At 28.0% G+C, this 24,530-nt stretch carries 27 protein-coding genes and 1 riboswitch; of the genes, 9 read left to right on the top strand and 18 right to left on the bottom strand.

What is annotated here, in order from left to right; genetic code table 11:
- Window position 1: 1 nt before the first annotated feature.
- The 10 genes from M2214_RS12115 to M2214_RS12160 form a co-directional block, all read right to left on the bottom strand.
- Window positions 2–952, bottom strand: coding sequence for a DnaB helicase C-terminal domain-containing protein (locus M2214_RS12115; RefSeq protein WP_248478606.1), 951 nt, complete (start codon window positions 950–952; stop codon window positions 2–4).
- A 20-nt stretch (window positions 953–972) separates the two neighbouring features.
- Complete coding sequence (locus M2214_RS12120) at window positions 973–2,889, bottom strand: AAA family ATPase (protein ID WP_248478608.1); 1,917 nt, start codon at window positions 2,887–2,889, stop codon at window positions 973–975.
- Window positions 2,890–2,995: 106 nt separating this feature from the next.
- On the bottom strand, window positions 2,996–4,522 hold the full coding sequence (hutH, locus tag M2214_RS12125) for a histidine ammonia-lyase (protein WP_248478616.1): 1,527 nt from the start codon (window positions 4,520–4,522) through the stop codon (window positions 2,996–2,998).
- Between the two features lie 299 nt (window positions 4,523–4,821).
- A complete protein-coding gene (locus M2214_RS12130; protein ID WP_305879799.1) occupies window positions 4,822–5,823 on the bottom strand; it encodes a LacI family DNA-binding transcriptional regulator in 1,002 nt (333 codons plus the stop codon).
- 144 nt (window positions 5,824–5,967) lie between these two features.
- Window positions 5,968–6,129 (bottom strand): hypothetical protein, encoded by a 162-nt coding sequence (locus M2214_RS12135; protein WP_248478620.1) that lies wholly within the window; start codon window positions 6,127–6,129, stop codon window positions 5,968–5,970.
- A gap of 93 nt (window positions 6,130–6,222) precedes the next feature.
- Entirely contained in the window at window positions 6,223–6,384 is a 162-nt protein-coding gene (locus M2214_RS12140; RefSeq protein ID WP_248478622.1) for a hypothetical protein, read from the bottom strand.
- An 80-nt stretch (window positions 6,385–6,464) separates the two neighbouring features.
- On the bottom strand, window positions 6,465–6,626 hold the full coding sequence (locus tag M2214_RS12145) for a hypothetical protein (protein WP_248478624.1): 162 nt from the start codon (window positions 6,624–6,626) through the stop codon (window positions 6,465–6,467).
- A gap of 45 nt (window positions 6,627–6,671) precedes the next feature.
- Window positions 6,672–6,833 carry a hypothetical protein gene (locus M2214_RS12150; RefSeq protein WP_248478626.1) on the bottom strand — a complete coding sequence of 54 codons (162 nt, stop codon included), beginning with the start codon at window positions 6,831–6,833 and terminating at the stop codon, window positions 6,672–6,674.
- Window positions 6,834–6,973: 140 nt separating this feature from the next.
- The gene (locus M2214_RS12155; RefSeq protein WP_248478628.1) at window positions 6,974–7,189 is read right to left on the bottom strand and encodes a hypothetical protein; all 216 of its coding nucleotides are present in this window, start codon (window positions 7,187–7,189) and stop codon (window positions 6,974–6,976) included.
- A 52-nt stretch (window positions 7,190–7,241) separates the two neighbouring features.
- Entirely contained in the window at window positions 7,242–7,676 is a 435-nt protein-coding gene (locus tag M2214_RS12160) for a hypothetical protein (RefSeq protein WP_248478630.1), read from the bottom strand.
- 163 nt (window positions 7,677–7,839) lie between these two features.
- Between M2214_RS12160 and acpP the strand changes: the two genes are divergently transcribed.
- The 4 genes from acpP to M2214_RS12180 all read left to right on the top strand — a co-directional run bounded on the left by acpP (window position 7,840) and on the right by M2214_RS12180 (window position 11,914).
- The gene (gene acpP, locus M2214_RS12165; protein ID WP_248478638.1) at window positions 7,840–8,067 is read left to right on the top strand and encodes an acyl carrier protein; all 228 of its coding nucleotides are present in this window, start codon (window positions 7,840–7,842) and stop codon (window positions 8,065–8,067) included.
- Between the two features lie 220 nt (window positions 8,068–8,287).
- Window positions 8,288–8,393, top strand: a riboswitch (SAM riboswitch).
- A gap of 117 nt (window positions 8,394–8,510) precedes the next feature.
- The gene (locus M2214_RS12170) at window positions 8,511–9,791 is read left to right on the top strand and encodes an O-acetylhomoserine aminocarboxypropyltransferase/cysteine synthase family protein (RefSeq protein ID WP_248478640.1); all 1,281 of its coding nucleotides are present in this window, start codon (window positions 8,511–8,513) and stop codon (window positions 9,789–9,791) included.
- 15 nt (window positions 9,792–9,806) lie between these two features.
- The gene (locus M2214_RS12175) at window positions 9,807–11,015 is read left to right on the top strand and encodes a homoserine dehydrogenase (RefSeq protein ID WP_248478649.1); all 1,209 of its coding nucleotides are present in this window, start codon (window positions 9,807–9,809) and stop codon (window positions 11,013–11,015) included.
- Between the two features lie 14 nt (window positions 11,016–11,029).
- Entirely contained in the window at window positions 11,030–11,914 is an 885-nt protein-coding gene (locus tag M2214_RS12180) for a homoserine O-succinyltransferase (protein ID WP_248478651.1), read from the top strand.
- A 22-nt stretch (window positions 11,915–11,936) separates the two neighbouring features.
- On the opposite strand, the gene M2214_RS12185 is transcribed toward M2214_RS12180, so the two are convergent.
- Together M2214_RS12185 and M2214_RS12190 are read right to left on the bottom strand one after the other, a co-directional pair.
- Window positions 11,937–12,950 carry a nucleoid-associated protein gene (locus tag M2214_RS12185; RefSeq protein ID WP_248478654.1) on the bottom strand — a complete coding sequence of 338 codons (1,014 nt, stop codon included), beginning with the start codon at window positions 12,948–12,950 and terminating at the stop codon, window positions 11,937–11,939.
- On the bottom strand, window positions 12,950–13,864 hold the full coding sequence (locus tag M2214_RS12190; RefSeq protein ID WP_248478663.1) for an RluA family pseudouridine synthase: 915 nt from the start codon (window positions 13,862–13,864) through the stop codon (window positions 12,950–12,952). The genes M2214_RS12185 and M2214_RS12190 overlap by 1 nt, the downstream gene beginning before the upstream one ends.
- A gap of 123 nt (window positions 13,865–13,987) precedes the next feature.
- On the opposite strand from M2214_RS12190, the gene M2214_RS12195 reads away from it, so the two are divergent.
- Complete coding sequence (locus M2214_RS12195; RefSeq protein WP_248478665.1) at window positions 13,988–14,788, top strand: NAD(+)/NADH kinase; 801 nt, start codon at window positions 13,988–13,990, stop codon at window positions 14,786–14,788.
- A gap of 12 nt (window positions 14,789–14,800) precedes the next feature.
- Window positions 14,801–15,343 (top strand): phosphodiesterase, encoded by a 543-nt coding sequence (gene yfcE, locus M2214_RS12200; protein WP_248478675.1) that lies wholly within the window; start codon window positions 14,801–14,803, stop codon window positions 15,341–15,343.
- Between the two features lie 119 nt (window positions 15,344–15,462).
- Here the strand turns inward: yfcE and M2214_RS12205 are convergent, their stop codons facing one another.
- The 5 genes from M2214_RS12205 to M2214_RS12225 form a co-directional block, all read right to left on the bottom strand.
- Window positions 15,463–15,819 (bottom strand): hypothetical protein, encoded by a 357-nt coding sequence (locus M2214_RS12205; RefSeq protein ID WP_248478677.1) that lies wholly within the window; start codon window positions 15,817–15,819, stop codon window positions 15,463–15,465.
- Between the two features lie 13 nt (window positions 15,820–15,832).
- A complete protein-coding gene (locus tag M2214_RS12210) occupies window positions 15,833–16,159 on the bottom strand; it encodes a DUF1294 domain-containing protein (RefSeq protein ID WP_248478679.1) in 327 nt (108 codons plus the stop codon).
- Between the two features lie 125 nt (window positions 16,160–16,284).
- Window positions 16,285–17,514: a peptidase T gene (pepT, locus tag M2214_RS12215; RefSeq protein WP_248478681.1), complete on the bottom strand. Its 1,230-nt coding sequence runs from the start codon at window positions 17,512–17,514 to the stop codon at window positions 16,285–16,287.
- A 76-nt stretch (window positions 17,515–17,590) separates the two neighbouring features.
- The gene (ytvI, locus tag M2214_RS12220) at window positions 17,591–18,634 is read right to left on the bottom strand and encodes a sporulation integral membrane protein YtvI (protein WP_248478702.1); all 1,044 of its coding nucleotides are present in this window, start codon (window positions 18,632–18,634) and stop codon (window positions 17,591–17,593) included.
- A gap of 98 nt (window positions 18,635–18,732) precedes the next feature.
- Window positions 18,733–19,965, bottom strand: coding sequence for an HlyC/CorC family transporter (locus M2214_RS12225; RefSeq protein WP_330651496.1), 1,233 nt, complete (start codon window positions 19,963–19,965; stop codon window positions 18,733–18,735).
- Window positions 19,966–20,215: 250 nt separating this feature from the next.
- Between M2214_RS12225 and M2214_RS12230 the strand changes: the two genes are divergently transcribed.
- The 3 genes from M2214_RS12230 to M2214_RS12240 are packed head-to-tail and all read left to right on the top strand — an operon-like array spanning window position 20,216 to window position 23,267.
- The gene (locus M2214_RS12230) at window positions 20,216–20,764 is read left to right on the top strand and encodes a biotin transporter BioY (RefSeq protein ID WP_248478713.1); all 549 of its coding nucleotides are present in this window, start codon (window positions 20,216–20,218) and stop codon (window positions 20,762–20,764) included.
- Window positions 20,764–21,909, top strand: coding sequence for a thiolase family protein (locus M2214_RS12235; protein ID WP_248478722.1), 1,146 nt, complete (start codon window positions 20,764–20,766; stop codon window positions 21,907–21,909). The genes M2214_RS12230 and M2214_RS12235 overlap by 1 nt, the downstream gene beginning before the upstream one ends.
- A gap of 2 nt (window positions 21,910–21,911) precedes the next feature.
- Window positions 21,912–23,267: an AMP-binding protein gene (locus tag M2214_RS12240; protein ID WP_248478724.1), complete on the top strand. Its 1,356-nt coding sequence runs from the start codon at window positions 21,912–21,914 to the stop codon at window positions 23,265–23,267.
- Here the strand turns inward: M2214_RS12240 and M2214_RS12245 are convergent.
- Complete coding sequence (locus tag M2214_RS12245) at window positions 23,264–24,529, bottom strand: ABC transporter permease subunit (RefSeq protein WP_248478726.1); 1,266 nt, start codon at window positions 24,527–24,529, stop codon at window positions 23,264–23,266. The two genes, M2214_RS12240 and M2214_RS12245, sit on opposite strands and share 4 nt — an antisense overlap.
- Window position 24,530: the final 1 nt, after the last annotated feature.

A 24,530-nucleotide genomic window follows, 5' to 3' on the forward strand; every position in this document is an offset into this window, starting at 1 on the left:
ACTACATGCTCTCTTTTATTCTTTCACTACAAAAATAATTATTCTTATAATAGTAGTATATATTTTCTGTTTTATAGTCTAGTCCACTTCTATTTTTTAGAAGCACAAACTCAACCTTTCTAGGATACTGATTCTTAAGTTCATGAAACTTTCTTATTTTTTCAATATCAGTTCCACTTTTAAACTGTTCAGATATATTCTTATACTGCAAATATCCAGCTACATCTGCTATATCTTCTATGTCGTATGTATCCTTGAAACTATCGTAGCTTGCCTGTTTAAAATATGAATCTCTACTTTGAGATGATATGCATATTATAGATATATCTAGTTTTTTTACCATATCTCTTAATTGACTTAAATTATAGTCATTTTTTTCTTTATCAGTAATTTTAGCATCTAAATATTTAATTGCTTGTATATAGTCTATTATTACAATAGGCTTAGTTTTTTTTGTTTTTATATGATTCTCTATTTTTTCTTTTATCTGCTTTATCGAAAATTTAGAATCACATTCAACAATGTTTATTCTTTGAGATACTTCTTCTTTATATTTATCTACTACTATTTGTAAGGATTCTCTATCTATCTCATTATAAGCTAAATTAAATGAATCAATTTTTTTATACCTTCTAGGATTTAATAAAAATAGTTTTCTACATAAACTTCTATCTATAAGTTCTTTTTGGTTCATTTGATATGAGAAAAACAGAACATCATGCCCTTGCCTACATATACTATCCCCTACTTGATTTAAAAAATCCGTCTTTCCAAACCTAGGCATAGCTCCTATAACATAAAGCTGACTACTTATCCCTCCACCTATCAATTTATCTATATTATCAAATCCTGTAGATACTTTAATTTTGCCTCTATAATCATTAGTATTTTTTAAAATTTCATCTAGATAAGCATTTACATCTCCATAATTATTCTTAGAACGTCTAGCCATATATCCCCCTTAAATACACTCTAATTTTTTAAAACTACATTATTTTCTTTTATAGGCTTTATATTACAATTAAATCCTTTAAGCTTAGAAAATAATATATCATGCTTAATATTGTCTGAATTCTTATTAAATATATATTCTATCTTTTCATAAATAATTCTCTTTTTAGTATTACTCTGCTTGTTGAATATATATTTTCTGAGTTTATTATGGGTGAATACGTACTTATTCTTACCACTGTATACATCTTCTTTAATAATATTTTTTCTTTCTAATTCATCTAAGAAATCTATTAATTCTATTTCTGGTTTTCCAGTTATAAGCTTTAATATATTTGTATTAAAACCTTCTAAAAATATAGATGCTATATCGAGTATTTTAATTGATTCAAATGATAAGTCAACTAAAACACTCTTTATCATTTGGATAGATTTATCCGATATTTCACCTTTATTTTGATTGTCTATGTTATCAATAATTTCATTTATAAAAAAGATATTGCCTTCACTTTCTTTATATATTTTATCCGCTATTTTTTTATTAAATTTATATTTAGAAATTTTTGATTTACATATCTCATATACCTGTTTTTGATCAAACCTTTTAAGTCTTGTATTTATCAGCTTTTCATTTTTAAACATAAAGTTCTTAAATCTATCTATGTTATATTCACAAGAAGCTCGAACAGTTGCTATCAAACTCACATTATCTTGCCTTATAAGCAAGCTTTCTAATAAGTTTATGCTTGTTTTATCCATCCAATGTATATCATCTACTAATATAACAATTTTTTTATGTACAGATACCTTTTCAACTATATTAACGATAGTATTTTTTATTGATTCAAGCTTTAACATATCTAATTTCTCATAATTGTCATAGTTTATATCGAACACAGGAAATATAGTATCTATATTTTTTTTCCAAGATTTCGGTATATATATTTTTTGATCTTCTATTATCTTACTTAAATTTATTAATATATCATTCCACGGCTTTAATAAACTATCTCTTTCCCCTTCATAACAAGTTATATCCACTATGTAACAATCTTTTTTGTTAATATTATTTATAATCTCATTTTTAAGCTTTGTTTTTCCTATTCCAAATTCGCCTGTTATAAGTATTGGTTTTGAATCTTTTCCTTTTATAAATTTATTGTGATTATCAAGTATATATTTTACTTCTTCATCTCTATAATAAAATAAGCTTTGTTTTTTTAATTCTATTTGGCTTATATTTTTTTCGTTTAATATCTTTTCATACAACTTGTAGGTGTTATCATCTGGCTTTATTCCAAGCTCTGAATCTAACATTTTTTCTAACTTATAATATAAGTTTATTGCCTTATAAAAAGACCCCTGTTCATAATATATATTCATCAAAGCTCTATATGCTCTTTCATCAAATTCATCCTCATTCATAAATGCCTTTGCACATACTAAAGCGTCTTCGTACTTTCTTTTTTTCATTAATGATTTTGTTTTATTGTATAATTTATCTATATTCATATCCTTGTATTTTTGTCGTTCATTATTTATCCACCAATTGAAATTTTCATTATTTTTTAATATAAGTCCTTTTAAAAATTCACATTTTCCATTTTCAAAATATACATCTTCTTTATTTAAAAAATTATTTAAATCTGTTTTTATATGTATCTGGGAATTTATGCTAACAGTACTTTTTTTAGGAGATATTATTATATCCATATCAAATACCTTTCTTATTTGATACATTGCATTTCTGAGGTTCTTCTTTGCAGTACATTCCTTTGAATCTTCCCATAAAAGATTGACAAGTTCATCTCGGCTAGCTTCTTTGTTTATTACTAAATAATAAAAGAGTGCCTCCGTTTTTTTGTAAGGAAAACAAATAATTTCATTATTTTTAGATACACTATGATTATTAAAAAATTTTATATTTATAATATCCATAACTACAACCCTCTTTTTATTAATTGTATTTTAGAAAATTTACGTTGTTCATATGATAAATGGTATAGTTTTTAAACTATACCATTTATCATTTTTTTTAATACTCTTAATTAAGTTTTCCTATCTTTTCTTCTATTTTATCAACTATTATATTTGAAATTATTAAATCTTCACATTTGTTTATTTCTTTATACATTATTATGTCTTCTTCTATAGTCTTAGTTTTTTCTCTTATAAGTTCATACGCTATACTAGTTCCAGCGCCAAGCCCCTTATTTCCATTAAGATCTATTCCCTGAGTAGCTCCTAACATTTCCATAGCAAGTACCTTTCTTACATTTTCCATTATTTCTCTAGCCTTTCTAGCGGCTATAGTACCCATAGATACATGATCCTCTTGATTAGCTGATGATGGTATAGAGTCAACACTCGCTGGATGTGCTAGTACCTTATTTTCAGAAACAAGTGCAGCCGCAGAATATTGAACTATCATAAATCCCGAATTCAATCCTCCTTTTTTAGTTAAAAATGCAGGAAGTCCTCCTAATGTAGGATTTACAAGTCTTTCAAGTCTTCTCTCTGATACGTTTGCAATCTCAGCTAAAGCTATAGCTAAAAAGTCAAAACTTAAAGCCATAGGCTGTCCATGGAAGTTTCCTCCTGATATAACCTCCTCTACATCTGGGAATATAAGAGGATTATCAGTTGCAGCATTTATTTCAATCTCTACCTTTTTCTTTATATAATCAATAGCATCCTTACTAGCTCCATGAATCTGAGGAGTACATCTTAATGTATACGCATCTTGAACTCTAATTTCACCTTGAGTCGTAGTCATATTACTATTATCTAGTATATTTAAAATGTTTTTAGCTGCATTTATTTGACCTTGATGTCCTCTAACTTCATGCACCTTTTTATCATAAGCTGTAACTATTCCATTAAGAGCTTCCATAGTAAGCGCTGCTGCCACATCTGCAGTCTTTAATAAATTAACTGCATCATATACAGTTAATGCTCCCACAGCAGTCATTACCTGAGTTCCATTTATAAGCGCAAGACCTTCTTTTGATGTAAGCTCTACAGATTCTATATCAGCTTTCTTTAAAGCATCTATACCACTCATTTTTTCACCATTGTAAACAGCTTCACCTTCACCAATCATAACTAAAACCATATGAGAAAGTGGTGCTAAATCTCCTGATGCACCAAGAGATCCCTTTTGTGGTATTAATGGATGAACACCCTCATTTAGCATTTTTATAAGAGTATTTAAAGTGTCTATTCTTACACCAGAATTTCCTTTAGCTAAATTGTTTATTCTAAGAAGCATTATACCTCTTGAAACATCCTCATCAAAGCATTCTCCTACTCCACAAGAATGACTTATTATCAGATTTCTTTGTAATGTCTTCGTTTCTTCTTTAGTTATAACAACATCTGAAAATTTACCAAATCCGGTAGTTATACCATAAACTATCTTTTCCTCATCAACAAACTTATCAACTATATTTCTAGCTTTTATAACTTTTTCCTGTGATTCTTTAGTAAGCTCTACCTTATATCCATTTCTAGCTACATTAACAACATCTTCAATAGTTAAACTCTTCCCATTTATGTATACCTTATTCAAAACTATACCCCCCCTTTGGAATTGTCTAAAAATTCGTTTTGTTTATAATTTATTCTATATTCATAATCGTTTTCCCTTTATCTTTTATGATATATTTTGTAAAACATTTATTTTTTTACATTTTATGTAAAACCCTACACACCGCTATATCACTTTATCTGAGCACAGTGATATATTTTATTTTAGCTTTTCATTCGACATTAAGCAGCCTGTTCAGAGCAAATATACTTATGAAATCCCCCTTTAGAGTATCAATGGATAACTTAGAAAAAGTGCACAAAAAAAGTAGGTTACATAACCTACTTTTTAAGTACACTCTGTCTTTCTATAAGACTATAAGGAAGAAGTATTTTTTTCTCTTCTAGTCCTTCATTATTTATCATTTTAACTATCATTCTAATAGATACAGCTCCCATATCATATATAGGCTGCTTAATAGTAGTAAGAGCTGGTCTGTATAAAGATGCTAATTTGATGTTATTATAACCTGATACAGATATATCCTCTGGTACCTTATATCCAGCATCTAATATACAGTTTATAACGCCTACTGCGATTTCATCACGAGATGCAAATACCGCATCTGGTATATTCTTTGACTCAAGAATCTCACTCATAAGATAATACCCAGATTCACTAGTGTCATCTCCTTCTTTTACAAGAGTTTCATCAATTTCGATATTTGCTTCATCTAGTGCATTTTTATATCCTCTATATCTATCTGAATCCATTATGTTGTCTTGTGCAGATGACTTCATAAATGCTATTTTTTTATTTCCATTCTCTATTAAGTATTTTGTCATGTCATAAGATGCTTTAAAATTATCAATACTTACAGAATAAACATCAAATTCACTTGCATTCTTGCTTATGTATACTGCTGGTATATTTGCTTTTTCTATTACATCTACATGGTTTTGATGCATCTTCCATGATACAAATATTATACCTGCCACTTGCTTTGATTTTAAAAGATTAATATATTTTAATTCTTCATCAGGTTCTCCATAGCTGTTACATAAAATAATATCGTAATCGTATATCTTACCTACTTCTTCTATTCCATTAAGCAGTTCTCCCATAAAAAAATCAGATATATCAGGAACTATTACTCCTATTAGCTGGCTTTTCTTAGTTACTAAGCTTCTAGCTAATGGATTTGGAGTATATCCAGTCTCTTCTATTATTTTTAATACTCTTTGTCTTATCTCATTGCTTACAGGTTTTGAATTGTTGATTACTCTTGACACTGTTGATATAGAAACACCTGCTTTTTTAGCTACATCTTTTATAGTAATCATTGTATCACTTCCTCTCATACTTTAAATTTTTTCCTTATTTAAAGTTTATATTCTCTATATTTATTAAATGTTAATTATATCACTTATCTATATAAAAAACAAAGAGCTAGATTTTCATCTAACTCTTTGTTTTTATTTTTAATATTAATGACAATCAAACTCGTTACAAGAACAAAGTATTAATATTAATATTAAGAATGGGATCCAATCACATATATCAAGATCATCTAAACAATCTTGGAATATTAAGAATAAGAAAAATAAAGCTATAATCCACCATCCATCAAAGTCATTAAAACAACCCATAATCTGACCTCCTTATAATTTTGAAGGAATTTCCTTCTTGATATATACTATGATTTTAGTTATTGATTTGTTATTAATTTGTTGGTTTTAATATTAGCAGCAATCAAATTCGTCACAAGCACAAAGTATCATCACTAGTATTAAGAATGGAATCCAGTCACATATATCTACGTCACTAATTGTATCTTGGAATAATACAAATAAGAAGAATAAAGCTATAATCCACCAACCATCAAAGTCTCTTAAACAACCCATAATACGACCTCCTTATAATCTAAAATTAACTTGAAGGTTTTACCTTCTTGATATATACTATGAATTTGACTTATAATTTGTTAACAGCACTTAAATTCGTCACCTGCACATAATATTAATATCAATATTAAGAATGGGATCCAATCACAGATGTCAAGATCATCCATACAGTCTTGGAATAATATAAATAAGAAAAATAAAGCTATAATCCACCAACCATCAAAATCTTTAAAGCAACCCATAACCTAACCTCCTTATAATCTAAAATTAATTTGACCTATAATTTGTTAATCACAATCAAATTCGTTGCAAGAACAAAGTATTAATACTAATATTAAGAATGGGATCCAATCACATATGTCAAGATCATCTATACAGTCTTGGAATAATACGAATAAGAAAAATAAAGCTATAATCCACCAACCATCAAAATCTTTAAAACAGCCCATAATCTAACCTCCTTGCTTATTTGAAGGTTATACCTTCTCATACATACTATGTAAATTGAGTTAATTTGGTTAATATATATGTATAAAAATTTTGTTCTTATTTATCAAAAAAGAAAAAAAGCTAGTTAAAAACTAGCTTTTTAGCAGAATCCACCATCACAGCAACAGAATAATACGATAAGTATTAGTATTATAAATAAGAAGTTGTTGTCATCTCCACATCCGCCGAAACAATCAAAATCACAACAGCAAAATAGTACTAATAATAACAGTATCCATATAAACCCATTATCGTCGTCACAGCCGCCAAATATGTTTCCAAATCCACCTCTAAATAATCCACTATTTTCACTCATTCTATTACCTCCCATAAATTAATATTAAAAGGTTATTTCCTTCTCATTTATGTTATGAGGTTTCATCTAATTTTGTTACTCTTATAAGCGTTTTTTTTAATTTTTTTTGTATTTCATCTTGTGACATTCTATTGTATGTGTTGTAGTCATCTATATTTTGTTTTAGTTTTTCTTTATTATTGAATCTATTGTTTATAGCTGTTTTTAATTTTTCTAATGAAACCATTTTATAGTCAATATATGTTTCAACGGATTTATTATTTTCAATGCTCGATAAACCACTTTTTAAATTATCTATCCGTCTTATGTAATCATTTATATTGTCTTGATTAATATGATTGTCATTAAAATCTTCAACTATAAAATTAGTTTCTCTTATATACGGATTTATATTTTTGACGTCATTTATTAATTTGTTCTGATAGATACTCAAGTTCATACAAAAAAACAGTACGTACAATATAAATATAGCTGTAAATTTTCTCATAAATTTCCTCCTTAGTATTGCTTTCATTATATTTATATTCATATTTGTACAAGTTATTACAGTTATTTAACTTAAAATAAAAAATTTATATTGAAAAATTTTCAAACATGTAATAAACTACTATTAAAAATATTACTTTATTACGTTTTAGGAGGTAACAAATATGTTTGAAAAAGTAAAAGAGATAATAGCAGATCAATTAGGTGTAGATGATATAGCTTCTATAACACCAACAACTTCTTTAGTTAATGACTTAGAAGCTGATTCACTTGATGCTGTTGAAATAATGATGGCTCTTGAAGATGAATTTGATATTGAAATTCCAGATGAGCAAGCTGAAAATTTCAAAAATATAGGAGATATATGTACATATATCGAAGCTAATAAATAAAAAGGATAAGAGGAATTTTCCTCTTATTTTTTTTGAATTTGAAAATAAAGTTTATTAAAATGAGCACTATTTCAGACTGCCGACAAAATATTGTTAACAGTCTTTTTTCAAAGTGATTTAATAATAAATATTTTTAAAAAATTTATTTTTTATATTGACATCGGAGAAAATTTCCATTAAAATTGATTTTAAATTAAAAAAATTAAATATTTTTAAGTAACTCTTATCAAGAGTGGCGGAGGGATCAGGCCCTATGAAGCCCAGCAACAGCTAGTATCTACTAGAAATGTGCTAATTCCTGCAGTAATATTACTGAGAGATGAGGGAATAAAATAGTTATACATAACTATTGTAATCTAACAACCATTTCTCAAAGACTATAGAAATGGTTGTTTTTTTATTCTTCTCATTTTAAAATTCAAATTTTAAAAGGAGGATTAGATATGAAAGAAAGAAAATTAAATTTTGAAACACTATGCATACATGGAGGATACAACCCAAAACCAGGAGAACCTAGAATATTGCCTATAATACAAAGTACAACATACAAATATGAAGATTCCGATCATGTTGCAGCTTTATTTGATTTAAAAGAAGAAGGTCATATGTATTCTAGAATAAGTAATCCAACAGTTGCTTCATTTGAGAAAAAAATAGCTCTTTTAGAAGGTGGTGTTGGTGCAGTCGCTGTATCGTCTGGTCAAAGTGCTACAGCTTTAGCCATTTTAAATATATGTACAAATGGAGATCATATTTTAGCTTCATCTACTTTATACGGAGGAACCTTTACTCTTATTTCTTCAACGCTTAAAAAATTTGGAATAGATGTTACGTTTGTAGATCCAAATTTGCCTAAAGAAAAAATACTAGAATATGCAAAAGAAAACACTAAATTAGTTTTTGGTGAAAGCATTGGAAATCCTGGACTTAATATTTTAGATTTTGATAAGTTTTCACAAATAGCCAAAACAATAAAAGTTCCCTTTATTGTAGACAATACTCTAATTACTCCATATCTTCTAAAACCTCTTGAACTTGGCGCTAATATAGTAATTCATTCAGCTACTAAATATATAGATGGTCATGCTTCAAGTATTGGAGGAGTAATTGTAGATGGAGGAAATTTCGATTGGACTAGTGGCAAATTTGATGAATTAGTATCCCCAGACCCAACGTATAACGGAATTAGTTATGTAGAAAAGTTTAAAGATCTAGCTTATATAACCAAGCTTAGAGTTCAACTTCTTAGAGATTTAGGAAATTGTCTAAGTCCTTTTAACTCTTTTCTATTCAATTTTGGAGTTGAAACACTTCACCTTAGAATGCAAAGACATAGTGAAAATGCATTAAAGTTAGCTAATTTTTTAGAAAAACATAGAAATGTAAAATGGGTTAACTACCCCTATCTTAAAAATAGCAAAACTTATGATAATGCACAAAAATATCTAAAAAAAGGCGCAAGCGGTATTCTAACCTTCGGTATTCAAGGTGGAATTGATAATGCTAAATCTTTTATTAAAAATTTACAACTTACTTCCCTAGTAGTTCATGTGGCAGACACCAGAACTAGTGTACTTCACCCTGCTAGTACAACTCATCGTCAACTAAGTGAGAAAGATCAATTAAACGCAGGAGTTACAACTGATTTAATTAGAGTCTCAGTTGGAATTGAAAGTATTGATGATATAATAAAAGATTTTAATAGTGCTTTAAACAATATATAATTCGAGGTGATATAAATGGTTTCAGTAGCGATTTTAGGAAATGGAGTTGTAGGCTCTGGGGTTTGTGAGCTTATTAATAAGAATAATAATAATATAAAACTATCAAAAATTTTGGTTAGAGATATAGATAAACATAAAAATGATAAAAATCACAGTATTATAACAGATAAAATTGAAGATGTTTTTGCTGAAGATATAGATATAGTTGTAGAACTGATAGGTGGAATACACCCTGCTTATGAATATATAAAAAAATCTTTGAATAATAAAAAACACGTTATTACTGCAAATAAAGATTTGATTTCAAAGTATGGAGAAGAACTTTTAGAGATTGCTTATGAAAACAATGTAAAACTTTATTTTGAAGCAAGTGTTGGTGGAGGAATTCCGATAATTAAAAATATTAAAAATTACTTAGTAAGTAATGAAATCAAAAGTATAAAAGGTATATTAAATGGAACTACAAATTTCATTTTAACAAAAATGGATAAAGAAAAAACCTCTTACAATAATGCTTTAAAAACAGCTCAAAAACTTGGATTTGCAGAATCTGACCCATCCTCCGATATCAAAGGATACGACAGTGCAAGAAAGCTTTCAATCCTTTCTACAATAGCTTATAAGAAAAAAGTTTGCTGGGAAAGTTTTAAAGTTGAAGGAATTCATGATATAACCGAAACCGATATAAAAAAAGCAAATAAATTAGGAGGCGTTATTAAACTTTTAGGTATAAGTACCTTTGAAGAAGGTAAAGTTTATGCAAGTGTTAGACCTGTTATAGTGACTAACAATTCTGAGTTTGCAAAAATAAATAATGAATACAACTCTATAATAGTAGAAGGTGATAGCGTTGGAAAACTTACATTCACTGGAAAAGGTGCTGGAAAACTCGCAACAGCTACCGCAGTATACTCAGATATAATGGACTCTATACAAAAAAAAGAAAATTCTTTTTTGTTTAATTACGAAAAAGCTTTTATTAAAAGTGATTCTAACGAACAATGTGATTGGTATATAAAAATCAACTATAAAAATTCACATACAGTATTGAATGAATTAACTGAATTTTTCAAAAATATAGATTTAGAAATTAATAAAAGAACTAATCAAATTCTTGCAGTGGTTAAATCTGAACATGAAAAATATATAAATGAAATATCAGATAAGTTACTACAATTAGAAGAAGTTACTACATTACGTTCTTTAATGATTTTAAATAATTAAGGGAGGGATATAAGATGCCTCTTTTAATACCTCAAAACAATTCTCTATACGAAGTTCTAACTTGTGAAGGTATATCTTTAATAGATAAATCTAGTTTTAATAAAAATATAAAACCGCTAAAAGTACTGATTTTAAATTTAATGCCTACAAAATCAGAAACTGAAATTCAGCTTCTTCGTGTTCTTGGATTTAATAATCACTATATAGAAATAACATTTTTAACAACCAAAACATATACATCTAAAAATACTTCTAAAGAGCATTTAGACACATTTTATAAAACTTTTGATGAAATAAAAGATGAATTTTTTGATGGTATGATTATAACTGGAGCTCCAGTTGAGCATTTAGAATTCGAAAATGTTATCTATTGGAATGAACTTAAAGATATAATGGATTATTCATCTAAAAATATAAAATCTACTTTTCATATATGTTGGGGAGCTCAAGCAGGACTTTACCATCATTATGGAATAAAAAAATACAATCTATCAAAAAAGGTTTTTGGTGTTTTTCCTCATAAGTCGAATAAGCCTTATTCAAAGTTACTCAATGGATTCGATGATGAATTTTTTGCTCCTCATTCAAGGTACTCCTATATAAAAAAAGATGATCTTTTAGGTTTAGATGATCTTGAAATATTATCTGAATCAGATGAAGCTGGTATATATATAGTAAAATCTAAGGATTTAAAAAATATATTCGTAACTGGTCATTCTGAGTATGACTCTTATACTTTATATAATGAGTATAAAAGAGATATTGATAGAAATATAGATATACAAATTCCTAAAAACTATTTTTTAAATGATAATCCAAATAATAAGCCTATTGTGAAATGGAGAAGTCATTCTAATTTATTGTTTTATAACTGGATAAAAATATTAAATTCATTGTAAAAAAATAAGAGGGATTCCCCTCTTATTTTTCCTCATAAAACTTTACATTCTTTATAACTATATCAACACTTCCGTCGGGATTCTTTTTCATCTGATACTTAAGAGCATCCTCAAACTCATCCATACTCCCCTTTATTTCAAATCCAGTGTCAGTCTTTATACTCTTCTTTTTAAGCTTCTTCTCAACCCATTTTTTATCTATTGTAAAATTACTTTCTTCTATACCATCTTCAAACATCTGCTCTTTAAATCCATATTTCAAATCGTCATCTTCTACTGTTTTTTCTATAAATTCTTCTATATCAACTGCTTCTTTTTCTTTCAATGTATACAGTAAGTTTTCTCTCATAACTCTAGCTGTATCTATATCATCATAAAAACTATTTGCTATCCACTTTTCAGTTGAATCTCTGAATATTTTAGTTTTATCTTTATCGTCAAATACAACGCTACAATCAAATAATTTTTTTACAAAAAAGCTCTCGTCCTTATAAGCTGATTTAGCTGCTTTTTTATCTAAAATTTCTAAATGATATTCATCATTAACTCCACTTAATCCTACTATTGCAGCAGTTTTTATCTTCTGAGAAGAACTTAAAAGTCCAACTTCATGCGGAACTAAGTTTATTTTTAATCTCTCTTCTACCACCTCTATAGAGTGCGTATATGATTTTTTGTATTCAAGAGGAAGTATTTCGACATAAGTATCCTCTTTTATAGAATATAGGCATATAGCCAAATCACATGATTCTACAGATGCATCTGCCTTCATCTTATCGAATATATGTTGGGCAATTTCCTTTGAATTATCCACAAATGTATTGTTGTCATATATTATTTTTTCACATAAGTCTTTTAATACATTCTCACTTTCATTAAATGTAGCCTTTTTTAAATCATCATCCCTTAATACCTTTTTAGTGTGTTTTTGTAAAAGGTCTTCTATTTCTTTTGTCATTATTCCTTCAAAGTCATTTAAAACTGGCATATCAGAATTTTTATCTAGTACATGTATTATAAACTTGTGTATTATCATTATTTTTCCCCCTTTAGCTTTTCTATTAATTCTTTCATATCATCTGGAAGATCTGCCTTAAAATCAAGCTCTTCTTTAGTTCTAGGCTGATTAAACTCTAATTCATAAGCATGAAGGGCTTGTCTCTTTATTAAACTTTCATCAACATATCCATAAAGCTCATCCCCTATTATTCCATGGCCTAAATGACTTAAGTGAACTCTTATTTGATGAGTTCTTCCAGTTTCAAGTAACACCTCTACTATTGTAGCATCTTCTAATCTTTCTATAACTTTAAAATGAGATACTGATTTCTGGCCTCTTTCATCTACTACTCTTTTTATAGAATCTTCTGTTTCTCTATATATAGGCTGATCTATTGTTCCGAAGTCTTTTTCTATTATACCTTTTACTATTGCTATATACTTTTTAGTAACCTTATTTTCCTTCATATCTTGAGATAATAAGTGATGTGCATATGCATTTTTTGCAACTATTAATAGTCCAGATGTGTTCATATCTAATCTATTTACAAATCTTATTCTAGGACTCTCATTCTTATCCTTTAAATAAAACATAATCCCATTTGCAATAGTTTGATCTGGATGACTCTTTGTCGGATGAACAACCATATATGGAGGCTTATCTATCATCATAATATCAAAGTCTTCGTACAATACATGTGTATTTAAATCTTGAGGTTCAAAATGATTACTTTCCTCATCTATTCTGACTTCTATTAAATCACCTACTTTAGTTTCATGAGAAAGAGTTTGATATTTTGAGTTAACTAATATATTTCTATCTTTTTTCATTTTATTTATGAATCTAACAGACATATTCAATTTATCTAACAAAATCTTTTTTAATGTAAGTTCTTTATCTTGTACTTGATATGATATAAGATTGTATCTTTGTTTTTTCTTATCTAGCAAATTATTCCCTCCTAATATAATAGTCAATAAAAGTATTATATTATTTATATTTTTAATAGGCAAGTTATTAGATTAATCTAATTGTGTTATAATATGTTTAGGGTTAACGAAAGGGAGATTTATATGAAAAAAATTATAAATATAACGGCTAATTTATCTGTCATCTCTCAGGAAACTGCCAAAACATTAAAATTAAAATTAGAATCCAAGGGGTTTGAGGTTACAGATAAACTAACTTCAAAAGTAGATCTAATAGTATGCATAGGTGGAGACGGTTCTTTTTTAAGAACAGTTCACGAATATAACTTTACATCTATACCTATTATAGGTATAAATACAGGTCATCTAGGCTTTTTTCAAGAAATACACCCATGTGAAATAGATGATTTTATAGACTCTTACATAAAAAATGATTACTACATACAAGAAATAAACCCTATAAAATCTTATATATATACAAAGAATAGATGTATTGAATCATTTGCCATAAATGAAATAGTTATAAAAAATAATCTATCAAGGACTATACATTTAAATTTAAGTGTAAACAATAATTTCATAGAAAAATTTAGCGGAGATGGCATAATAGTATCAACTCCAACGGGTTCTACCGCATACAATTATTCATCAGGTGGTAGTATAGTAGACCCTAGTTTGAAATTAATTCAAATAACGCCTCTATCTCCTATCAACACTAATGCTTATAGGTCTTTTACATCTAGTATTATACTATCTCAGCATTCTGTAGTTGACATAACCCCAGAGTATAGATTTGAAAATTCTGTTTTGATAGTACACGATGGTGTTGAACATAAATATAGCGAGACCACTAAGATTATAATAAAATCTTCTGATATTAAAATAAAATTACTTAGATTTAAAAATTATGAATTTTGGAATAAGGTATCAGAAAAATTTTTATAGGAGGGAATATATATGAAATTAGGAATAATAAGTGATACTCATGGAAGCTTAACTTATTTTGATAAGGCTTTATCTTATTTAAACGATTGTGAATATATACTTCATGCAGGAGATGTATTATACCACGGCCCTAGAAACCCACTTCCTGAAGGATATAATCCAAAAGAATTAGCAGTTAAAATCAATTCTTTAAACAATTTAATATTTGCAAGTGGAAATTGTGATTCTGATGTGGACCAAATGGTTATAAACCATCCAATTCAAACACCTTTTGTATTTAGCAAGCTTGGTGATTTAAATGTGCTTATATGCCATGGGTACAGAAAATCAAAAGAAGATATAATAAAAATGGCTAAAGAATATAACGCAGATATATTAATATCTGGTCACACACATGTAAAAGAACTTTACAAAGATGGTGATTTAATAGTGCTTAATCCAGGTAGTACATCACTTCCTAAGGATGGTACTCATTCAATAGCTATAATAGAAGATAATTGTATAAAGCTTATGAATTTAATAACAGGCGAAGTTTTAAAAGAGATGAATATATAAAATAAAGGGTATTAAAATTATATTAAGCTAATTTTAATACCCTTTGTTTTGAGGTTAAGCACATGACTTTGTTTATTTTATTTGTACAAAATCTATATAGCTTAACCATGCAATTTTAATTATTTATTGTCTGTTTGGTTTAATCCAAAACCATGGCATTCCACAACAGGAACTACGAACAAAAATCCAACTCCCGGCTTTTCTATATAGTTTAATTCTTCTTTTATTTTATCAACTGCTGTTCTTAATAATTTTTCATCTCTTATTACACTAACAAGAGTTTTATTATATGGCTTATGACCCTCTATTAATTTTTTTATACCTGAAAATACAGGAACCTCTACATCATGATCAAGAAGAACCTTGCCCATCCCCTCACTGTCTATAACGGTAGCACCTAAGTCTAGATGATAAAGTATATCCATTATATCATCCAGCTTATCTACCTTATTCAAAACTAAAAATAAAGCATGCATAACATAACCCCCTTTAAATCAAATATCTATATATTAAAAATGAAACAGCTAAATTTAATAAAAATATAGAAGGAATGCCTATATAAAATTTACTTTTTTGTGTTTTATGCCTAAAAACTGTCATTCCCATAACAACACCTAAAGCTCCTCCTAAAAATGAAATCACAAAAAAACTAAGCTCTTTTGTTCTAAACTGTCTTCTTCTAGCTTTTCTCTTATCTAAACCAGTCATTATAAATCCGTATATATTTATGATTATATAATAATAAATCAAATATATTCCTAAATTATTTAAATGTTGACTTACATTAGTATTTATTATGTTTTGAATATAGGTCATTCTAAAAAGCTCCCTTCTTTATTAATTATATATTATTATATCACTTTTTCTTATATTTTGTAATTTCCCAAAAAAATAAATCCAATATAAAGTTTTATATTGGATTTATCTTTTAAGTATTAGTATTAATTTTTAGATTCGTATTTTTGAACTATTTTAACTATAAGCTCTACCGCTTTTTCCATAGCAAATGTAGGTATATACTCGTATTTACCGTGGAAATTATGTCCTCCAGTAAATATATTAGGTGTTGGAAGTCCTTCAAATGAAAGTCTAGAACCATCAGTTCCTCCTCTTATAGGCTTTATAATTGGAGTTATATCAGTTTCCTTCATCGCTTCCTCAACTATATCAACTATATACTTTACAGGCTCTACCTTTTCCTTCATGTTATAATATTGATCCTTCATATCTAATACAACAGTATTTTTTCCGTATTTTTCATTAATTTTATTTACTGCACTTTCCATAACTTTTTTTCTGTTTTCAAAACTGTCCATATCAAAATCTCTTATTATGTATTCCATCTTAACTTCTTCAACACTTCCATTTAAATCATTTAAATGATAGAATCCCTCATATCCATCAGTCTTTGATGGTATTTCTTCTTTAGGAAGTATTTCATTAAGCTCCATAGCTATTAAGACAGCATTTTTCATCTTATTTTTAGCATACCCTGGATGAACATTCTTTCCATTTACTGTAACAACTGCTCCTGCTGCATTAAAGTTTTCATACTCTAATTCGCCTATTTCTCCTCCATCTAAAGTATAAGCATATTTTGCCCCAAACTTTTCAACGTCGAATTTATCAGCACCTCTTCCTATTTCTTCATCAGGTGTAAATCCAACTCTTATTTTACCATGCTTTATTTCAGGATTATTTATTAAATATTCCATAGCTGTAAGTATTTCAGCTATACCTGCCTTATCATCAGCACCTAAAAGAGTTGTTCCATCTGTAGTTATAAGTGTCTTTCCTACATAATTTAAAATTTCTGGTGAATCACTTGGAGATAATACAACGTTTCCATCTTCACTCAATACAATATCTTTTCCATCGTAGTTTTCAACTATTTTAGGATTTACATTTTTTCCGCTCATATCTGGGGCTGTATCCATATGAGATATAAATCCTATAGTTTCTACCTCTTTATCTGTATTAGACTCAAGAGTTGCCATTATATAACCATTTTCATCAACACTTACGTCTGTTAAACCAATTTCCTTTAACTCTTTAACTAAATTTTTTGCAAAATCCATTTGAACACTTGAACTAGGACAAGAACTAGATCCTGGATCTGCCTTTGTGTCTTGCTTAACATATTTTATAAATCTATCAACAACATTACTCATATCAAAACCTCCTTAAAATCCTTTTCTTTATTTTACCATTGTTTCTTTGATAATAAAATAATATATATAATTTTTTTTATATTATATTTACCTTTTTAAATATTTTGTAGAATATGACATAAAACATTAAATAAACCATACCAAGTATACCATATGCTGTAAGTCCAATAAATATTATACCCAAAGCTGTCATTGGATGTATTCCAACAGAATCTGATATAATTTTTGGCTCTATTAGCTCTATCATAATAGTTATTATAGCAAATAAAGCTATTATACCTATAGCTATAAAATATTGCTTTTTTACAATATAAAATATAAACATAGGTATATATATAAAACCAATTCCAAGTACAGGTATAATATCTAAAATAGCAACTAGAATGCTTATAATCAACGAGTACCTTATTTTTAATATCCAAAACCCTATTAAAGTGCATATAAAAGTTATTCCTACCAATATTATGTATGCCTTTAAATATCCAAACATCATATGTTTAATTTCAGCTAACATATTAGACGCCTTTTCTCTTCCATCATCACAAAAAAAAGATAAAAACTTATTTTTTATATTATCCATATCTTTATCAAAAAAATACAAACTAAATAATACAACGAATGCAACTACAAATAATAAAGGAACCCCTATTATCATTTGGATACTTTTGTTTGTAATATTTAACAAACCATCAGATATATTATGAATATTAGAAGAAATCTGTCCTTGAATCTGTTTTATTATCTCAGGCTCAAACTTTTCATAAAATATACTCAACTTATTCATTTGATTTCCCAAATTATTATATAATTCATTGAAATCATCTATCGAGTTGAGTATATCTTTAGACTCTATTTTCACATTAAATATTATAAACGCACAAACTAATAATATAATTATAAATATAAACAACGATAACAATATGGCAGATATACCTTTTTTTAAGTGAAATTTTTCATATAAATAATCTGTACAAGGTTTTATAAGTACTGCCACTACAAATGCTAAAACAAATGGATATGTGTACGATATTGTCAGCGAAAACATAATAAACACCAATGTATATATAAGTGTAAAAACGAATAATTTCTTAATATTTTGAATAAAACATTTATCAAACATATTCATCACCTTTTATTAATTACTTTAATATTATTATCTGCCTTTATAGTTATGTCTATACAAAAAAATGCCAAAGCTATTTGCTTTGGCATTTCAATTTATTTCGTAAAAAGTCTTATATTCTTTATTCTATTTTTATCTAAACTTTCAACGATAATCTTTATATTATCAAATTGGACCTCTTCACCTTCTTCCGGAAGTCTTCCTAGTTCACCTATTAAAACTCCACCTATTGATTCAAATTCTTCTGATTCTATGTTCGTTCCTATAGTTTCATTAACTATATTGATTCTTGTACTTCCATCTATAATATATTCATTTTCATTTATTATCTTTATTTCATCATCCTCTTCATCATATTCATCTTCTATATCTCCAACTATTTCTTCTATCAAATCCTCTATAGTTATAATACCAGCTGTTCCACCGTATTCATCTAAAACTATAGCCATGTGTATTTTTTCTTCTCTCATTTCTTGAAATAATTCAGTTATTTTCTTAAACTCAAATGTATAATACGGATCTCTCATATATTTTCTTATATCAAATGTATCCCTATCTTTATTTACAAATGCTAAATCCTTGACATTTAAAATACCTATTATATCGTCTATACTCTCTTCATATATAGGCATTCTAGAAAAATGACCATGTTGAAATGTCTCTACTAGTTCTTCATAAGTATCTTCTACATCAACAGCTATAACATCAGTTCTTTGAATCATAGCATCCTTTGCCTGTAAGTCCCCAAATTCAAAAACATTTTGTATCATCTCTTTTTCTCCAACCTCAAGGACTCCTTCTTCATGACTTACATCAACCATAGTTCTAAGTTCTTCCTCTGTTATAAAAGGTTGATGTGCATCTGGATTTCCTCCAAACAGCTTTATTATGAATTTGGATATGTAGTTGAATATAAAAACTATAGGGCTCAATACTATAACAACTATAGATATAACCTTTGAAACCTGCAAAGATACAGTCTCTGAATTTTGAGCTGCCAATGACTTTGGCGTTATCTCTCCGAATATAAGAACTAATATAGTCATAAAAGCAGTTGCAACAGCTGCTCCATTTTCCTTAAATAAACCTATAAACAAAGATGTAGCAATTGCTGAAGCTCCAATATTGACAACATTGTTGCCCACAAGTATTGCTCCTAATAATTTGTTTGGATTTTCGATTAATTTACTTACAACATCTGCTCCCTCAACATTTTCTTCCTTCATATGTCTTATTTTAATTTTACTTAAAGACATCAATGCAGTCTCTGAAGCTGAAAAAAACGAAGATATTCCTAATAATACAAATAATATAAAAAATTGCCACAAACTACTCGAATCCAAAAATCATCACACTCCTAAAAAATATATATAAATATCATTATATCATAGTCCTAAAATTTTACTATATATATTATATTATGATTTATAAATAGATTTTTAACCATATAACTTTAAACTCTATTATCCTACTCATTGTAAACTTTTTTTTGGAAAGGTTGACAAAACACTTATTTATATTTATACTTTATAAAAGTAGATATATAAACGCAATACTTTTTCTATAAGGAGGTATACTATGAATAATAAATTAAAGATCAATGACATCGTGTACGCATCTCTGTTTGCAGCCCTTACTAGTGTTCTTGGATATATAACAATACCGCTTCCATTTAGCCCAGTTCCAATAACTGGTCAAACTCTTGGAGTTATGCTTGCAGGATGTATATTAAATCCTATCCAAGCATTTTTGAGTATGCTAACATTCGTTCTTTTAGGTGTAGCCGGTGCACCTGTGTTTTCTGGAGGTAGAGCAGGATTTAACATTATAGCTGGTCCTAGCGGAGGATATATCATAGGTTTTATAATAGGAGCAGTAGTAATAAGCTATTTAAAAGGTAAAAATCCAACTACTCTTAAAATGACTTTAGCAACAATATTTGGCGGAATTATAGTGATATATATTATAGGTGGATTATGGCTTAATCATGTTACTCAAATGGGCTTATATAAAGCTGTTATAGCTGGTGCTATTCCTTTTATACCAGGAGATCTTTTAAAAATCTTTATTGCAGTTTCCATAGGCAAAAGAGTATCTAAAGCTATTAATCACAAGGCATCCGTATAATGGTATATATTATAGGAGGACTTAGAAGCCCTATTGGTAAAACCAATGGGGCTTTTAAAAATATACTTCCAGAGGATATTGTTGCTCAGCTTTTAAATAACATTTTAAAAAAATATAATTTACAAAAAGAATCTATCCATGAATTAATATTAGGGAATTGCGTAGGTCCAGGTGGAAATATAGCTAGATTGTCTTTATTAAAAGCTGGATTTCCATACTCAAGCGTTGGTACTACAATAGACTTTCAATGTGGATCTTCTCTTAAAGCTATTAACCTAGGTGCCTCTCTTGTAATGTCAGGCCAAAGGGATTTAATTATAGTTGGAGGAGTTGAAAGTACATCTTTAGAACCAAAAAAACAATACAATAAAAAAGACCCTCGCTATATAAACTCAGATATTTTTTATAAAAGAGCTCAGTTTTCTCCATTTGAAATAGGAGATCCTGATATGATTAAAGGTGCAGAGAATGTTTCTACACTAAAGAATATCTCTAAAGATGAAATGGATAAATGGGCCCTAAAAAGCCATAAAAGAGCTTTATATGCAAGAGATAATAATCTATTAAATGATATAATATCACCTATTGATATAAACGATAGAGCAATAGATTATGATCAAGGAATAAAAAACACTATAAATGAAAGACTTTTAAAAAAGGTAAAGCCTATATATGAAGGTGGAAATTTAACAGCGGGAAATTCATGTCTTACCCACGATGGAGCTGCTTTAATACTTCTTGCAAGCGAAAATGCTGTAGATAAATACAATTTAAATCCCATAGCAGAGTTTATAAGTGAATCTAATGTAGGAGTTGATCCCAACTTATCACCGCTTGGCCCAATAGCATCAATTAACTCTTTACTAAAAAAAGAAAATCTAAGTATAGATGATATAGATTTATTCGAGATAAATGAAGCCTTTGCAGTAAAAGCTATAGCTTGTATGAGAGAACTTAATATACCTGAAAACAAATTAAATATATTAGGAGGAGCCCTTGCATATGGACATCCTTACGGAGCCTCTGGTGCTATAATAATGCTTCACCTTATAAAAGCACTCCAAATAACTAATAAAAAGCTCGGTATAGCAAGTCTTGGAGTCGCAGGAGGTCTTGGAATATCTACTTTAATAAAGAGGTGTTAAACATGCTTATCTATTCAAATTTAAGGAAATTTGCTAATTTGCAACCCAATAAGATTGCTATAAAAAAAGGCTTAAAGATTATAAATTATAAAAAATTAGATTTTATAACAGATTTTATAGCTAAAAAGTTTTTAACAGTTTTAGATTCAAACAATAATAATAATGTTTTTATAAAGCAATTTGATGAAATATATTCTATTATTTATTTGATAAGCTTATCTAAAATAAATCAAACGAGTATATTAGTTGATATAGATTTTAACGAAAATATATATCAAAATTTATATAACAAGGTAAAACCAAAATTAGTAATAGATGATACTTTTAATTACAATGAGATAATAGATAATATAATTTACAATAATTTTGATTATATACCTATAGACTTAAATTTTAATTTAAATAGTGATAATATATTTTTAGGCTGTTTAAGCTCTGGTAGCACAGGAGATGCTAAGCTTATATTTAAAAACCACAATTGTTGGGTTAAGGCATTTAAACATCAAAGTGATATATTTAAGATATCAAAAGATGATAAACTATTTTTAGTTGGAAATTTAGTATATACAGCTAATTTAAACAGCGCTATTCATATGATATATACAGGAGGGTCAGTAGTTTTCTCTACTTCTAAATTTCCTAAAACATGGATAAAAGAAATTTATTCAAATAAAATTACCTATATATTTATGGTCCCCTCCCATTATAAGCTTTTAATTAAATCCATGAAGAATGAAAATGTATACATAACATCACTTCTAAGCTGTGGTTGTAAAATGGATATTAAAACTTTAAAAAACATAATCAAGTTATTCCCAAATTCCGTTTTTCATGAATACTACGGAGCAAGCGAGCTAGGACATGTATCTTACATAAGTTCAAATCAAATACTAGAAAAACAAGATAGTGTTGGAATAGCCTTTCCAGAGGTTCAAATTCATATAAAGGATTCTATTGTAAGCGTTACAAGTCCCTACATATCTCCTATGTATCCTGATACATATAGTGTTTTAGATACAGGATATTTAAAAGACGGTTATCTATATTTAACAGGAAGATTAGACAATATGATAAATAAAGCTGGATACAAAATAATACCCTCTAAAGTAGAGAGTATTATTTTAAATAGTTATTTTGTTGAAGATGTATGTTTATTTTCAGTTCATGATAATATTAAGAATCAAAAACTATGCGCTTTTATAGTTAAATCTGAGCAATTTAATTATATTAAGTTCAAACAATATCTTAAAAACAATCTTGCTAAAAATACGATACCTCAAATCATCAAATATGTAGATTCAATACCTTTAAATGCAAGTGGTAAACCAGATATTAAATTTATGACTAAGTATCTTTAAGCTTTAAGTTTATTTTTTGCTTGTATCTGTTTTTTCCATGCATGAAGTCCAAGAGATAACCCTATTACTCCATAGGCTACAAATACTCTAAAATATTCTCCTATTTGAGCACTACCCAATAAGTTTTTACCAGCCTGTGGAGATACTATAAATAAAGTATGGAATAATATCGTTCCTATTATAGCCTGAGATATAGTAGCTCTTGATACTGATGCTCCACCTATTAGTAAAGCTGCTATAGCAAACATTCCAACCTGTTCATGACTTCCGTATGTATTTAATGTCCCTAGATTTTGTAAAAATATTAATTGTCCCCATCCAGCAAATACAGTAGATATTACTATAGATATTATTCTAATCTTATCTACAGCTATACCAGATACCTTTGCTACATGATTATCTTGGCCTACTGCTTTAAAATCCTGACCTAATTTAGTCTTCATTATAAAAACATTAAACATACAAAGAAGAGCTACAACTAATATAGTTACAACAGGCACTTTTATCATTTTAAATATAGGCTGAAACTGACTTAATAAAATAGAAACTATCCCAACAACTAAAAATATAGATAAATTTATAATATGTTTTTTAGTAAATTTCTTATTCTTTACTCTCTTAAATAAAATATATAAAATACTTATAATAGATGCAACAACTATAACATCAAGTATAGGAAACTTTACTATATTGTCAAGTGCATACTTGACTCCTCCACTTAAATCTATAGTGTTTTTTATACCAACGCCTCCGCTAAGAACTAATACCGGATTATTCATAGGAATCAATGTTCCAATCAGAAATAAGAATAATAATTGATATAATCCATTTGCAAAAAATCCTAGGATCATACTAGCTATCATTTCCTGTCCTTTGGTTTTGTTTAATAATTTTCCTGTTAAATATCCAAATAAAACTGCTATCGGCACTGTCAATAAAGCACATAATAAAAATCCTTGTATACCACCTATTTTCCAGTGAGTTACTGCTATTAAAGCTATCTGACCTGCCATTGCACCTATTACTATACCAAAGTTAAGACCCATACCTGCAAGTACAGGAATAATCAGAGAAATTACTAAAAATGAATTTCTTGAAATTCTAGCAATCAGCTCATTTACTATAAATATCATAGGTTGACCAGAATACTTAACCCCTATAAGACAAAGAATTACAAACATTATAGTAACCATATTATCAAATAATAATTCTCTAAAATTTATTGATTTACTTTTATTCTTAATTGCATTTTCTTCATTCATG

Origin of the sequence: Tepidibacter aestuarii, assembly GCF_934924865.1 — a bacterium.
Lineage (GTDB): Bacteria > Bacillota > Clostridia > Peptostreptococcales > Peptostreptococcaceae > Tepidibacter_A > Tepidibacter_A aestuarii.

Excerpts from the sequence above, each read along its gene's own strand:
- M2214_RS12245 (WP_248478726.1), bottom strand. The coding sequence starts at position 24,529 with ATGAATGAAGAAAATGCAATTAAGAATAAAAGTAAATCAATAAATTTT.
- M2214_RS12135 (WP_248478620.1), bottom strand. The coding sequence starts at position 6,129 with ATGGGTTGTTTTAATGACTTTGATGGATGGTGGATTATAGCTTTATTT.
- M2214_RS12205 (WP_248478677.1), bottom strand. The coding sequence starts at position 15,819 with ATGCATGCTTTATTTTTAGTTTTGAATAAGGTAGATAAGCTGGATGAT.
- M2214_RS12130 (WP_305879799.1), bottom strand. The coding sequence starts at position 5,823 with ATGATTACTATAAAAGATGTAGCTAAAAAAGCAGGTGTTTCTATATCA.
- acpP (WP_248478638.1), top strand. The coding sequence starts at position 7,840 with ATGTTTGAAAAAGTAAAAGAGATAATAGCAGATCAATTAGGTGTAGAT.
- M2214_RS12140 (WP_248478622.1), bottom strand. The coding sequence starts at position 6,384 with ATGGGTTGTTTAAGAGACTTTGATGGTTGGTGGATTATAGCTTTATTC.
- M2214_RS12180 (WP_248478651.1), top strand. The coding sequence starts at position 11,030 with ATGCCTCTTTTAATACCTCAAAACAATTCTCTATACGAAGTTCTAACT.
- ytvI (WP_248478702.1), bottom strand. The coding sequence starts at position 18,634 with ATGTTTGATAAATGTTTTATTCAAAATATTAAGAAATTATTCGTTTTT.
- M2214_RS12195 (WP_248478665.1), top strand. The coding sequence starts at position 13,988 with ATGAAAAAAATTATAAATATAACGGCTAATTTATCTGTCATCTCTCAG.
- M2214_RS12210 (WP_248478679.1), bottom strand. The coding sequence starts at position 16,159 with ATGACCTATATTCAAAACATAATAAATACTAATGTAAGTCAACATTTA.
- M2214_RS12170 (WP_248478640.1), top strand. The coding sequence starts at position 8,511 with ATGAAAGAAAGAAAATTAAATTTTGAAACACTATGCATACATGGAGGA.
- M2214_RS12175 (WP_248478649.1), top strand. The coding sequence starts at position 9,807 with ATGGTTTCAGTAGCGATTTTAGGAAATGGAGTTGTAGGCTCTGGGGTT.
- M2214_RS12160 (WP_248478630.1), bottom strand. The coding sequence starts at position 7,676 with ATGAGAAAATTTACAGCTATATTTATATTGTACGTACTGTTTTTTTGT.
- M2214_RS12145 (WP_248478624.1), bottom strand. The coding sequence starts at position 6,626 with ATGGGTTGCTTTAAAGATTTTGATGGTTGGTGGATTATAGCTTTATTT.
- M2214_RS12150 (WP_248478626.1), bottom strand. The coding sequence starts at position 6,833 with ATGGGCTGTTTTAAAGATTTTGATGGTTGGTGGATTATAGCTTTATTT.
- M2214_RS12230 (WP_248478713.1), top strand. The coding sequence starts at position 20,216 with ATGAATAATAAATTAAAGATCAATGACATCGTGTACGCATCTCTGTTT.
- M2214_RS12115 (WP_248478606.1), bottom strand. The coding sequence starts at position 952 with ATGGCTAGACGTTCTAAGAATAATTATGGAGATGTAAATGCTTATCTA.
- M2214_RS12185 (WP_248478654.1), bottom strand. The coding sequence starts at position 12,950 with ATGATAATACACAAGTTTATAATACATGTACTAGATAAAAATTCTGAT.
- M2214_RS12235 (WP_248478722.1), top strand. The coding sequence starts at position 20,764 with ATGGTATATATTATAGGAGGACTTAGAAGCCCTATTGGTAAAACCAAT.
- yfcE (WP_248478675.1), top strand. The coding sequence starts at position 14,801 with ATGAAATTAGGAATAATAAGTGATACTCATGGAAGCTTAACTTATTTT.
- M2214_RS12240 (WP_248478724.1), top strand. The coding sequence starts at position 21,912 with ATGCTTATCTATTCAAATTTAAGGAAATTTGCTAATTTGCAACCCAAT.
- M2214_RS12120 (WP_248478608.1), bottom strand. The coding sequence starts at position 2,889 with ATGGATATTATAAATATAAAATTTTTTAATAATCATAGTGTATCTAAA.
- pepT (WP_248478681.1), bottom strand. The coding sequence starts at position 17,514 with ATGAGTAATGTTGTTGATAGATTTATAAAATATGTTAAGCAAGACACA.
- M2214_RS12155 (WP_248478628.1), bottom strand. The coding sequence starts at position 7,189 with ATGAGTGAAAATAGTGGATTATTTAGAGGTGGATTTGGAAACATATTT.